At 67.6% G+C, this 12541-nt stretch carries 13 protein-coding genes; 7 read left to right on the forward strand and 6 right to left on the reverse strand.

All coding sequences use genetic code 11. The annotated features are described in order from the left end of the window. Positions 1–121 precede the first annotated feature (121 nt). Positions 122–1249: an alanine racemase gene (gene alr / locus BXA00_RS20715; RefSeq protein WP_076520304.1), complete on the forward strand. Its 1128-nt coding sequence runs from the start codon at positions 122–124 to the stop codon at positions 1247–1249. Between the two features lie 155 nt (positions 1250–1404). Next, entirely contained in the window at positions 1405–2124 is a 720-nt protein-coding gene (locus BXA00_RS20720; protein ID WP_076520305.1) for an SDR family oxidoreductase, read from the forward strand. 19 nt (positions 2125–2143) lie between these two features. Here the strand turns inward: BXA00_RS20720 and BXA00_RS20725 are convergent, their stop codons facing one another. Continuing rightward, complete coding sequence (locus tag BXA00_RS20725; protein WP_076520306.1) at positions 2144–3130, reverse strand: LysR substrate-binding domain-containing protein; 987 nt, start codon at positions 3128–3130, stop codon at positions 2144–2146. A gap of 124 nt (positions 3131–3254) precedes the next feature. Here BXA00_RS20725 and BXA00_RS20730 point away from each other — a divergent pair, with 124 nt between their 5' ends. Together BXA00_RS20730 and BXA00_RS20735 are read left to right on the forward strand one after the other, a co-directional pair. Beyond that, entirely contained in the window at positions 3255–4148 is an 894-nt protein-coding gene (locus BXA00_RS20730; protein ID WP_076520307.1) for an MBL fold metallo-hydrolase, read from the forward strand. Between the two features lie 61 nt (positions 4149–4209). Beyond that, complete coding sequence (locus BXA00_RS20735) at positions 4210–5187, forward strand: tripartite tricarboxylate transporter substrate binding protein (protein ID WP_076520308.1); 978 nt, start codon at positions 4210–4212, stop codon at positions 5185–5187. A 100-nt stretch (positions 5188–5287) separates the two neighbouring features. Here the strand turns inward: BXA00_RS20735 and hpaI are convergent, their stop codons facing one another. Genes hpaI through BXA00_RS20750 form a run of 3 tightly spaced genes read right to left on the reverse strand, consistent with a single transcriptional unit; the run spans position 5288 to position 7282 of the window. Then, entirely contained in the window at positions 5288–6088 is an 801-nt protein-coding gene (gene hpaI / locus BXA00_RS20740; protein ID WP_076520309.1) for a 4-hydroxy-2-oxoheptanedioate aldolase, read from the reverse strand. A gap of 46 nt (positions 6089–6134) precedes the next feature. Continuing rightward, positions 6135–6602: a homoprotocatechuate degradation operon regulator HpaR gene (gene hpaR / locus BXA00_RS20745; RefSeq protein ID WP_076520310.1), complete on the reverse strand. Its 468-nt coding sequence runs from the start codon at positions 6600–6602 to the stop codon at positions 6135–6137. A 29-nt stretch (positions 6603–6631) separates the two neighbouring features. Beyond that, the gene (locus BXA00_RS20750) at positions 6632–7282 is read right to left on the reverse strand and encodes a hypothetical protein (RefSeq protein WP_076520311.1); all 651 of its coding nucleotides are present in this window, start codon (positions 7280–7282) and stop codon (positions 6632–6634) included. Positions 7283–7699: 417 nt separating this feature from the next. Between BXA00_RS20750 and radA the strand changes: the two genes are divergently transcribed. The 3 genes from radA (at position 7700) to BXA00_RS20765 (ending at position 10290) form a co-directional block, all read left to right on the forward strand. Further along, a complete protein-coding gene (gene radA / locus BXA00_RS20755; protein WP_076522039.1) occupies positions 7700–9061 on the forward strand; it encodes a DNA repair protein RadA in 1362 nt (453 codons plus the stop codon). Between the two features lie 28 nt (positions 9062–9089). After that, positions 9090–9869: a sulfite exporter TauE/SafE family protein gene (locus tag BXA00_RS20760; protein WP_076520312.1), complete on the forward strand. Its 780-nt coding sequence runs from the start codon at positions 9090–9092 to the stop codon at positions 9867–9869. A gap of 196 nt (positions 9870–10065) precedes the next feature. Continuing rightward, on the forward strand, positions 10066–10290 hold the full coding sequence (locus BXA00_RS20765) for a hypothetical protein (protein ID WP_076520313.1): 225 nt from the start codon (positions 10066–10068) through the stop codon (positions 10288–10290). Between the two features lie 177 nt (positions 10291–10467). On the opposite strand, the gene BXA00_RS20770 is transcribed toward BXA00_RS20765, so the two are convergent. Both BXA00_RS20770 and BXA00_RS20775 read right to left on the reverse strand, forming a co-directional pair. Beyond that, a complete protein-coding gene (locus BXA00_RS20770) occupies positions 10468–11424 on the reverse strand; it encodes a 2-hydroxyacid dehydrogenase (protein ID WP_076520314.1) in 957 nt (318 codons plus the stop codon). 118 nt (positions 11425–11542) lie between these two features. Continuing rightward, positions 11543–12514, reverse strand: a complete 972-nt coding sequence (locus BXA00_RS20775) for a tripartite tricarboxylate transporter substrate binding protein (RefSeq protein WP_076520315.1) — start codon at positions 12512–12514, stop codon at positions 11543–11545. Positions 12515–12541: the final 27 nt, after the last annotated feature.

The following is a 12541-nucleotide window of genomic DNA, read 5'->3' on the forward strand; positions in this document are numbered from 1 at the left end:
TGTGGATACGGCGCAAAGCGGCGGGTTCGCGTCATTTTAGAGTAAGCATCCCGGCTTGATCCGGCGCGATGCCGCCGACGGCGGCGATCAGTTAGACTTGGACGCCACAGGATCTCACATCATGCCGCGTCCAATTACCGCCACCGTTTCCGTTTCCGCCCTTGCGCACAATCTTGCCACCGTGCGCCGCCACCTGGACCAGACCGCCGCCGCGGCCGGCGGCCTGCCGCCGTCGATCTGGGCGGTCATCAAGGCCAACGCCTACGGCCACGGCATCGAACAGGCGGTTGCCGGTTTTTCCCACGCGCAGGGCCTCGCAATGCTGGACCTGGACGAGGCCGTGCGCTGCCGCGAGGCGGGCTGGGGCGGGCCGATCCTGCTGCTGGAAGGCTTCTTCGACCCGTCCGACCTGGACATCGTCGATCGCTACCACCTCAGCAGCACGGTCCATCATCGCGACCAGCTCGACATGCTGGCCCGCGCCCGCCTGTCGCGCCGGGTCGATATCATGCTGAAACTCAACAGCGGCATGAACCGGCTGGGGTTCAGCCCCGCGTCCTATCCCGCCGCCTACGAGCGCGCGGCGCTGCTGCAGCAGCAGGGCACGCTGGGCTCGGTGGGCAAGATGACCCACTTCGCCTGCGCGGACGGGCCGCAGGGCGTGAACGAGCAACTGAGCGTCTTCAATTCGGTGACGCATAAGCTGCCGGGCGCGGTCAGCGTGTGCAATTCGGCCGCGACGCTGCGCTTTGCCGACATCGCCGTGGGCTCCGAAAACCAGGCGCATTGGGTGCGGCCCGGCATCTGCCTGTATGGCGCATCGCCCTTTGCCGACGCCGAAGCGTCTTCGTTCGGCCTGAGGCCCGCCATGTCGCTCAACTCGGAAATCATCGCCGTGCAGGAGATCAAGGCGGGCGATTCGGTCGGCTACGGCGCGCTCTTTCGCGCCGAACGCGCCATGCGCATCGGCATCGTCGCCTGCGGCTACGCCGACGGCTATCCGCGCCACGCCACAACCGGCACGCCGGTCGTGGTGGCCGGCATCCGGACCCAGTTGCTTGGCCGGGTGTCCATGGACATGCTGGTCGTCGACCTGGACCCCGTGCCCGCCGCGGGCGTCGGCTCGCCCGTGTCGCTGTGGGGCGAAGACGGCCCCTCGGTCGACGAGGTCGCCAGCGCCGCCGGCACCATCGGCTATGAACTGCTCTGCGCCCTGGCGCCGCGCGTCCCGGTCACCCGGGACGCCTGAGCCCGGCCCCGCCGCCTGCGGCAAGCCGAGGCGTCCGGTGGGCAAGAATTGCTACGCAATTTACAAGACAGGGGACGCCGGATGGTGTCTACTTTGGAAACCGGGCGCTCAGGCGCCCGTTTTTGACCAAGAAAACAGACTGCGAGGTTTCATCCATGAAGGACAAATGCGTGCTCATTACGGGCGCCACCAAAGGCATAGGCTGGGCGCTTACTCAGCGGTTGTCCGACATGGGCTGTCACGTGGTTGGCATCGCGCGCAACACCACCGATGTCGATTTCCCCGGCTACCTGTACGCCTGTGACCTGGCGGACGCCGGCCGCACCGAAGAAGTCCTGCGCGAAATCCGCGAGAAATTCCCCGTCGATGCCGTCGTCAACAACGTGGGCATCGCCTCGCCCCAGCCGCTCGGCGAGATCGATCTGGCCACCCTGTACAACGTGCTGGACCTGAACGTACGCGTGGCCGTGCAAGTGACGCAGGCCTTCATCGAATCCATGAAGGTGCGCCGCGCCGGCCGGATCGTCAACGTCGTCAGCCGCGCCATCCACGGCGGCCTGGAGCGCACCGCCTATTCGGCCGCCAAGAGCGCGCTGGTGGGCTGCACCCGCACCTGGGCGCTGGAACTGGCCGAATACGGGGTCACCGCCAACGCGGTCGCGCCGGGTCCCATCGAAACCGAAATGTTCCGCGCCACCCGGCCCGCCGGCAGCGAAAACGAAAAGCGCGCGCTGGCCTCCGTGCCCATGAAGCGCCTGGGCACCCCGGCCGAAGTGGCCGCGGCCATCGCCTTCCTGCTGTCCGACGACGCCGGTTTCATTACCGGGCAGGTGCTGGGCGTGGATGGCGGCGGCAGCCTGGCCGGCCGGTCCTAGTCCGGATCGGCATCGCCGTTCATCCTTCCGGCGCGGAGGCGTCCACGTTGGATTCGCGCTGCAAGGTCTGGGCCTCGCTGCGCAAGGCCTCCAGGAACCGCAGCAGCGCCGGGGTCGGTTCCACGTGCGCCCGCTGCACCACGCCCACGGCGGGCAGACTCCAATCCGGCTTGAACTTCAGCACCGCCAGCACCCCCAGTTCGGCGTAATGGTGGGCGACGGCGCGCGGCATGGCCGCCAGCATGTCTGCGCCGCGCAGCAACACCTCGTTGGCCAGCAGCGAGACCGATTCGGCGACTGGTGCCGGCAGGGCCAGGCCCTGTTGCGCGAAGTAGGCATCGATGCGCTGGCGCAGTGGCGCATCGGGCGGCGGCAGGATCCAGTCCTGGCGCGCAAGCGCCGCCGCGGTGATGCGGGATGAACGCGCCAGCGGATGGCCCCGTCGCGCCACCACGCAGATCGGTTCCTCGTACAGCATTTCCGTGCTGAACACGGCCTGCGCCGCATTCAGCATCAGCCTCCCCAGCACGCAATCGAGTTCGCCGCGCGCAAGACCGTCCATCAATGCGTCGTGCGCGCCCTCGTGGAGCATGACCGTGACGCCCGGATGATGCATGCGCATGCGCTGGATCGCGCGCGGCACCAGCACAGGCAGCGCGACGGGTTGCACCCCGACGCGGATGCGCCCGCTGGCGCCGGCCGCCAGCGCGGCGATCTCATTGCGGGCGCCGGCCAGGTCGGCCAGCAGCACATGCGTTTTTGCCGCCAGGGCCTGTCCAAACGCCGTGGGCGTGATGCCGCGCCGCGACCGCACGAAGAGCGCCACGCCGAACATGTCCTCCAGCTCGAGCAGCAGCTTGCTGGCCGCGGGCTGCGTCATGCCCAGGCGCGCCGCAGCCTTGTGGACGCTGCCCAGCGTGTGCAGCGCCTGGAGCAGATCCAGGTGACGCAGGCGCAGGCGTCCGCTGATGTGGCGCAGGTCGGGAATGCTGGAACTGGCAGGCATGGCGAAGGTGATTCCTTGCGGTTTTCACAGCATTCTAATAATTGATCAAATCGTATGCACTCCATTCCTATACTGGCCTGGTGCTCTTGCGAGCCAATGCATCTGACCAGAGAGGGGGTTGCCAATGAAGATCACCATGCTGGGGACTGGCGCGGCCTTGCCGGATCCTGACCGGGCCCAGTCCGCCATTCTGTTGACGCTGGACGACGACCGGCACTACCTGTTCGATTGCGGAGAGGGCGCCACCCGGCAGATGGTGCGCGCCAACGTCGACCCCGCGAAGGTGGGCTTCGTGTTCCTGACCCACCTGCACCACGACCACATCTGCGATTACCCGTACTTCGTGATTTCGAGCTGGATCCTCAACAAGGAGGGCTCGCCGCTGGTGCTGGGCCCCAAGGGCACGAAGCACTTCGTGGATCACCTGTTCGAGAACGGCGCCTATCACACCGATTTCCAGGCGCGCGCCGCCTATCCGGTCCGGCAGCGCAACCTGGAAGCCATGCGGCCCGAGGTGCGCGAAGTGAGCCCCGGCGTCGTCTTCGAGGACGACAACGTGCGCATCTCCGTCGACTGGGTCGAACACATCCCGCGCGATGTCTGCGAGTGCTTCGGCGTGCGCGTCGAAGCCGAGGGGAAGGTCATCGCATTCAGCGGCGACACCGCGCCCTGTGAGGCGATGGTGCGTCTGGCGAAGGATGCCGACCTGCTCATCCACGAATGCACCTTCCCGGAATCGTTCATCGCGCATCGCGCCAAGACGGGCGTGGGCACCTACGCCCACACCAGTCCGACGGACCTGGGCAAGATCGCGCGCGAGGCCAATGTGAAGAGTCTGGTGGCGACGCACTTCGGCCATTTCGATTCCACCAGTCCGGTGCTCAAGCGCGCGGCGGCCAAGCACCTTCCCGTCGAGCTCATGGGACCGCACCTGATGGACGAGATCGTGGCCGACATTCGCAAACACTATCCGGGTCCGCTGCGTCTGGCCCATGATCTGATGCGTATCGACCTGTAGCATCCGCGACGACGCATGGCCGGCCGCCGGGCAACGCCGCCCGGTGGCCAGGGAGAACACGATGCCGTATCGAGCTTGTGCCGTATCCGTCCTGACCGCGCTGGCCCCGGCCCTGATGCCGCCGGCCGCCAGCGCCCAGTATCCCGAACATCCCATCCGTGTGGTGCTGCCCTATGCGCCGGGGGCCGCGGGCGACATCGCCTTGCGGCAGATCCAGCCGCTGCTGGAAAAGCGGCTCGGCCAGCCTGTCGTGGTGGACTACAAGACCGGCGCCGGCGGCAACATCGGCATGCAGGACGTGGCGCGCGCCAAGCCCGACGGCTATACGCTGGTGCTCGGCGCCGCCAACAACTTCGTCATCAACCAGTTCCTGTATCGCAAGCTGGGTTTCGATCCGCTGACGGACCTGGAGCCGGTGGGCAAGCTGGCGGATGTGCCCGCCTTCGTGTACGTCAGCGCCGACGTGCCGGCGGCGGACTGGACGCAGTTTCAGGCGTACGCGCGCGCGCAGGCCGGCAAGCTCAACTACGGTTCGCCAGGCATGGGCACGACGCCGCACCTGTCGGCCTACCGTCTATCGAAGGCGATGGGCGCGAATATGACTCACATTGCCTACCGGGGGGCGGCGCCAGCCGTGCAGGCGCTGCTGGCCAACGAAATCCAGCTCTATATCGGGGGCTACAGCATCGCGGCGGCGTATGTGCCACAGGGCAAGGTGCGGGCGCTGGCCGTGGCGGCGCCCCAGCGGTTCGCTGCGCTACCCGGCGTGCCGACCGCCAAAGAGGCCGGCATGCCCGACGCGGTGCAGGGCAACTGGTGGGGGTTCGCCGCGCCGAAGGGCGCGCCGGCAGACCGCATTGCGCGCTTTGCCGAGGCGTTGCGCGACGTGCTGGGCCTGCCCGAGGTGCAGCAGGCGTATCTTGCCAGCGGTTTCGTGCCCGGCCAGGACTCGCCGGCGACGTTCGGCGCGGCCTGGCGCGAGGAGGCGAAGCAATGGGAAGCGGTAGTGCACGAGTCGGGCGTGGTTCTGGACAACTAGGGCCCGCCGCTCGTGAATTCCTGAGGGCGCAATAGAAAACGGCGCCCCAGGGGCGCCGCATCGCGGGTCATGGAGTGCAGCGCGGCTACGCCTGCGCCGCTCAGTACGGTCCCTTGCTTGCGGCGACCGCGCTCAGTTCCTTGAACTCGCCGGCCAGCGCTTCGGCCGCGCGCGCCAGCAGCACCGCGTCCACGCCCACCGCAACGAAGGTGGCGCCCAGCGCCAGATAGTGCTTCGCCTGGGCCATGCCGCCATGCAGGATGCCGGCCGCCTTGCCTGACCGCACGATGCGGCCGATGGCGTCATCGATGGTCTTCTCGACCACGGGGTGCTCCGGCTGGCCCAGATAGCCCATGCTGGCCGACAGGTCCGCCGGACCAATGAAAGCGCCATCCACGCCGTCGACCGCAAGAATCTCGTCCAGCGCCTCGATGCCGCTCGGGGTTTCGATCTGCACCAGCACGCACATCTGGTCGTTGGCGCGTTCCAGGTAGTTCGGGATGCGGTTCCAGCGCGACGCGCGCGCCAGCGCGCTGCCCACGCCGCGTATGCCTTGCGGCGGATAGCGCACGGCCGCCACCGCGGCGGCCGCTTCCGCCGCCGACTGCACCATGGGCACCAGCAGCGTCTGCGCGCCGGTGTCCAGGATCTGCTTGATCTGCACCGGGTCGTTCCAGGCGGGCCGCACCACGGGCGCGACCGGATAGGGCGCCACCGCCTGCAATTGGGCGAGGGTGGAATCCAGCGTGTTGGGCGCGTGTTCGCCGTCGATCAGCAGCCAGTCGAAGCCGGCGCCCGCAAGGATTTCCGAAGTGTAGGCGCTGGCCAGGCCGGCCCACAGGCCGATCTGGGGCTTGCCGTCGCGCAAGGCCTGCTTGAAGGTATTGGTCAGAAGGTCCATGGGGGAGCGGATCGCGTGGAGGGGAGAGGTGTATTGGAGGCCGCGCTTACGGCCGGGCGGCATCGCGCGGGAGGGGGGGGGCGTCACGCTTGATGAGGTCAACCATGGCGTCCACATCGCGGTACAGGCGGTCCAGCAGTTCCTTGCCGATCTTCGCTTCGATTTCCTGGTACTTCGCGTCCACCATCGGACGCATGCGGTCGATGAGCTTGTGGCTCTTGGCGGTCAGGGAGATTTCCTGGCGGCGCTGGTCGGCGCTGGAGCGCGTGCGCTTGATCAGTCCTTGTTCTTCCATGCCCGCCAGCATGCGCGTGAGACTGGGGCTCAGGATCTGACAGGCGCGCGCGATCTGGTTGGGCTCCAGGGCACCGACTTCGCTCAGCGTGCGCAGCACGCGCCATTGCTGTTCGGTGACGCCGGCCGCATTGAGCACCGGGCGGAAATGCGCCATCAGCGTCTCGCGCGCATAGAGCAGCAAATGGGGAAGATTGCGGTGGTGGAAGCTCGGACTCATGGCGGCTATGTTAGCAAGAAGCTGCCCGGCTAAGCCGGGTTCTGCCGCGACAGCTCCTGCAGGTCGTCCGGCAAGGCGAAGTCGGGCGCGCCTTGCTGCAATTGGCGCAGCGCCTGTACCGCCTCTTCCTCGCGGTCGTCCACGATCAGGCCCCGGATCTGGGCCACGCGGGCTTCGATGTCCTGCTCCGTGAAGGCTACGACGGCCTGCATTTCGGCGGCAGGTGCTGGATCGGCCGCCTGGGCAGGTTCCGCCGCGGCGGCCTCGGGCGCGACGGCGGCGGCGGGCGCCATGGCGGGCTGTGCCTGCGCGGGCGCAGACGCGGCGACGGGCTCGGGCTGCAGCGCAATGACGCGGCGCAGGGGCGGCGCATCGTTGGCTGCGGACGGCGGCGGGGCGGTGTCGCCTTGCGCCTTCTCGGTCTCGTGGACGGCGACCAGCTGCATCTGGGATTCGGGTTCGTCCACGGCTTCGCGCATGTCCGTCCAGGCGAACAGGCCGGCGACCATCACGGCGCACACGGCCGCGCCCCAGCCGGGATGCCAGCTATGGCCGGGATGCCATCTGCGCCGCACGGCCGCATCCAGTTCAGGATTGGCGCCGGGGCCCGGCTTGCGATACAGGGCGCGCAGATCCCGTTCGTCGTCTTCGTCAAAAGGGGGGCGATAGGTGATGCTCATGCGCGTACTCCTCGCACATACGCCGGGTGGCACGGCGTATCCGCGTTTGACCTTTTGCGTGCGCCGCGCCGGTGTGCCGGCGTCTCGTCGTGCTGGGGTCGTGTTCCGGTTTGCGCGGCATATCGAAAGACCGCGGATGATGGCGCCGTGATTGCCCGCGCGGCGCGTCACCGGGACGCGCGTCGTGGCGCACGCCGTCCGGTGAGGACGGCCAGGCAATCTGTCGCTGCTCCTGGCGATTATGCGCGATTTGAAACGAATCGGGCAGTAAATTTCTTGTCTTTGCATCATGTAACTGCGGCGCGTCCCTGTTTATGCAAGCAGATTGAAAGCTCCTGCCGCGATGTGTCCGAAAAGCGCGCCATGGCCGGCGCCGCGGCGGACGGGCAGCGCGGGTTGCCGGGTACACTTTCGCGCATGGCCAAAACCCGAACCGTCTATGTGTGCGCCGACTGCGGCGGCACCACCCCGAAGTGGCAGGGCAAATGCCCGCATTGCAACGCCTGGAACACGCTGGAAGAAACCGTGGAGTCGTCCGCGCCGGCGGCTTCCGCGCACCGCTACGCGCCGCTGGCGTCATCCAGCCCGGTGCGCAGCCTGTCCGAAATCGAAGCCCGCGAAACCCCGCGCCAGCCCACCGGCCTGGATGAATTCGACCGCGTGCTGGGCGGCGGCCTGGTGGCGGGCGCCGTGGTGCTGATCGGCGGCGATCCCGGCATCGGTAAATCGACGTTGCTGCTGCAGGCCTTGGCCTCGCTGTCCGAAACCACCAACGTGCTGTACGTGACCGGCGAAGAATCGGCCGAACAGGTCGCGCTGCGCGCGCGCCGGCTTGGCCTGCAGACCGGCAACGTCAACCTGCTCGCGGAGATCCGGCTCGAAGCCATCCAGGCCGCGGTATCCGAACAGAAGCCCTCGGTCGCCGTCATCGACTCGATCCAGACCCTGTACAGCGGCGAGCTCACCGCCGCGCCCGGTTCGGTGTCGCAGGTGCGCGAATGCGCGGCGCAGCTCACGCGGCTTGCCAAGCAGACGGGCATCGCCATCGTGATGATCGGGCACGTCACCAAGGACGGCGCGCTGGCCGGCCCGCGCGTGCTTGAGCACATCGTGGACACGGTGCTGTATTTCGAAGGCGACACGCATTCGTCGTTCCGCCTGGTGCGCGCCTTCAAGAACCGCTTCGGCGCGGTCAATGAACTGGGTGTGTTCGCGATGACGGACCGCGGCCTGCGGGGCGTGGCCAATCCGTCCGCCTTGTTCCTGTCGCAGCATGAACAACAGGTGGCGGGGTCCTGCGTGATGGCCACGCAAGAGGGCACGCGCCCCTTGCTTGTCGAGATCCAGGCGCTGGTGGACAGCTCCCACGCGCCCAATCCGCGCCGCCTGACGGTGGGCCTGGAAGGCAACCGCCTTGCGATGCTTCTGGCGGTCCTGCACCGGCACGCGGGCGTTTCCACGTTCGACCAGGACGTCTTCGTCAATGCGGTGGGCGGCGTGCGCATCACGGAGCCCGCAGCCGATTTGCCGGTGCTGCTTGCCATCATGTCCTCGTTGCGCGACCGGCCCCTGCCGCGCGGACTGATCGCGTTCGGCGAAGTGGGCCTGGCGGGCGAGATCCGGCCCGCGCCCCGCGGCCAGGAGCGCCTGCGCGAGGCTGCCAAGCTGGGCTTCTCGATTGCGCTCATTCCCAAGGCCAACGCCCCGCGCCAGCCCATCGAAGGGCTGGAGATCTGGGCGGTGGACCGGTTGGACGCGGCGCTGGACAAGCTGCGCTGAAGCGCGGCGCCGCTTGCTGGAGCAATAAGTGAGTCTGTTCGTTATCGCCGCGTGCCTGGCCGCCGGCGGCCTGATCGGTTTCATGGGGGGCGTGCTGGGCATCGGAGGCGGGCTGATCGCCATTCCGGCGCTGGTCCTGCTGATGGGGATGTCTCAGCAGCTTGCGCAGGGCACCGCGCTCATCATGGTCCTGCCGACCATCATGATGGCGGTGCGCAAGTACAACCAGCAGACGCGCATCGACAAGCGCGTCGCGCTGGCGGGCGCCGCCGGCGCCGTGGTGTTCACGTGGGTGGGCGCGCAACTGGCGCTGGGCATCGATTCGACCCTGCTGCGCCAGAGCTTCGCGGTGTTCCTCTTTTTCATCGCCCTGTTCTACGTCTGGCAGACGTGGCGCGCATCGCGCCCGGCCGCGCGCCGCGCGCCGCCGGCCACGCATGCCGCGCCCGCCTTCACGCCGCGCCGCGCGAGCGTGCTGGGCATCCTGTGCGGCACGCTGGGCGGATTCTTCGGCGTGGGCGGCGCGGTGCTGGCCGTGCCCATCATCACGTCCGTCTTCCGCCTGCCCCAGACTGCCGCGCAGGCGCTCGCGCTCAGCATGGTGATCCCGGGCTCCACCATCGCGCTCATCACGTACACCTGGGCGGGGCAGGCCAACTGGATGATCGGCGCGCCGCTCGCCATCGGCAGCCTCATCTTCGTGCCCATCGGCGTGCGGCTTGCGTACCGGCTTCCTGAACGCAAGCTGAGAGCCTGCTTCGCGCTCATGCTGTTCGCAACGGTTGCGCTGCTCGCGTTCGAGGGGTGATGGCCGCCCGCTCCCCGGTCCTGTTAGGCCGGGCGGCCGCTTCGGGCAGCAAGCGCGCGCAGCGTCGGGCAACAAATCTTTTCCGCGTTGAACCTTCTGGACCGGCCAGCTTCAAACCGCATACGGGAATTGCGGCAACCTTGCTGCCCCGTATCGGCAAAAGGCCACAGGCCTTCACCAACCAGGAGTACACCAAATGACGACTCACTCCCGCATCGCTGCGTTTCTTTCCACCTCGGCCTTGTGCCTTGGCCTTGCTGCGGCGCCCTCGGCGTTTGCGGCCGGCGCCAAGTCCGGCGAAACCAAGTCCCAGGCACACCACAAGCATCACAAATCCGACAAGTCTTCCGCCAAGCACTCGGCGGACAAGTCGGGCGCAGCCAGCATGAACAAGTCCGGCGCCACGGCGCCGACGAAGTAAGCGCACCGGGCGGCAACGCCCACGTTCCTTTGCGCAATATGGACTGACCGGACACGCGGGGGCCGGAAAGTCGAAAGCCTCTCGGTATGGGCGCCGAGAGGCTTTTTCGTATCCGCTTCGAGCGCGCCTCCGCGCCGCCGGGGCGGCCACGGATCGGGGCGCGAAGCCGCGCGCGGTTTATTCCACCGGCGTGATCACGCTGCCGGTTTCGAAGAACGACCGCAGATTGTCCAGCATCATGTTTTCCATCGCCAGGCGCGTTTCCTCGGTGGCGCTGCCGATATGCGGCAGCAGCACGGCTTTGTCGCTGTTGATCAGTGCCTCGGGCACCTTGGGCTCATGCTCGAACACGTCGAGCGCGGCGCAGCCCAGCTTGCCGGCTTCCAGGGCGGCGACCAGCGCGGCCTCGTCGATGACCGGCCCGCGCGCGATGTTGACGACGATGCCCTTGGGACCCAGCGCCTCGAGCACCTCGCGGTTCACCAGATGGCGCGTGCTGGGGCCGCCGACAGTGGCCACGATCAGGAAGTCGGCCCACTTGGCCAGGTCCGTCAGCGACGCTTCGTAGCCGTACGAAACGTCCTCGCGCTTCCTGCGGTTGTGATAACGCACGTCCATGTCGAAACCCGTGCCGCGCTTGGCGATGGCTTCGCCTATGCGGCCCAGGCCGACGATGCCGAGCTTCTTGCCGCTGACGCGCAGGCCCAGGGGTATGCTGCCATGCACCTGCCCCCATTGGCCGGCGCGCACGAAGCGTTCGCCCTGGCCCATGCGGCGGGCGCCCGCGATCAGCAGGCCCCAGGCCAGGTCCGCCACGCAGTCGGTCAGCACGTCGGGGGTATTGCTCACCAGCACGCCGCGCTTGCGCGCCGCCTCGACGTCGATGGTCTCGTAGCCCACGCCCCAGCTGCAGATGGCCTTCAGGTCGGGCAGCGCGTTGATGAGCTCGGCATTGGCGCCGAAATTGGCGGACGTGACGACGGCCGTGACGCCTTTGCCATGCTCGGCCAGCGCGGCCTTGCGATCCGGGTACTTCCACAGTTCGATGACGTCGTAGCCGTCGGCCAGACGCTGGTTGGCGGAAGGGGAGCCGGCCAGCGAGCCGACCTGGATGATGCGTTGCTTGGTGGTCATGTTGTCGTACGGTTGGGTGGCGAAGGCTTCATGCTACTTGATTCAAGCGCGGGTTTTGCAGGCCCCGGGCCGCGATCGCAGGCGATCGGACCCGGGGCCGCGCGGACTATCCCACGCTTCATTCCAGCTGGATGTTGGCTTTCTGGATCACGTCCTTCCAGCGCTTGACTTCCGCCTGCTGGAAATCGGCAAACTGCTGCGGCGTGTTGGCCACCACTTCGAAGCCCAGGCCCTGCAGCGTCTGCTCGGTTTTCGGCTCGCGCAGGGCGGTGCGCAGGGCATCGGCCAGCTTGTCCACGACGGCCTGCGGCGTGCCCTTGGGCACGGCAAAGCCCTGCCAGGAATACACGACCATGTCCTTGATGCCGGTCTCGGCCAGCGTGGGCACGTCGGGCAGGTCCTTGGCGCGGGTATCGCCGGTGATCGCCAGCGCCTTGAGCTTGCCTGCCTTGATGTGATTCTGCACCGCGCCCAGGTTCTGGAAGGACACATTGACCTGTCCGCCGATGAGGTCGGCGATGGCTGCGCCGCCGCCCTTGTAAGGCACGTCGACGCCGGTGCTTTGCGTGCGCTGGCGGAACAGCACGGCCGACAGGTGATCCGACGAACCCGTGCCCGACGAGGCGTACGACACGCGGTTGGGATTCTTCTTCGCGTAGTCGACCAGTTCGGCCACCGTGTTGGCGGGGAAGGACGTGGCCGCGACCAGCACGTTGGGATTGCGGACCGCCTGCGTCAGGTACGTGAAGTCCTTGCTCGGGTTGTAGGCCAGGTTCTTGTACAGGGCCTCATTGATGGCGAAGGTGCCGATGGATCCCACCATCATGGTGTAGCCGTCGGGCGTGGAACGGGCCAGCGCCTGCGCGCCGATGGCGCTGTTGGCGCCGGCCTTGTTCTCGACCACGAAGGTCTGTCCCAGGATCTTCGACAGCGCCGGCGTGACCGAACGCGCGGTGATGTCCGACGACCCGCCGGGCACGAAGGGCACGATCATGGTCACGGGCTTTTCTGGGTAACCGGCAGCGTGGGCTGCCGGCGACCCAAGCACAATGGCGCCCGCCGCGAATACGGCGCTGATCAGTTTGTTCATGGTGTCTCCTGGTTCGCGTAATGATGA

Origin of the sequence: Achromobacter sp. MFA1 R4, assembly GCF_900156745.1 — a bacterium.
GTDB lineage: Bacteria > Pseudomonadota > Gammaproteobacteria > Burkholderiales > Burkholderiaceae_B > Achromobacter.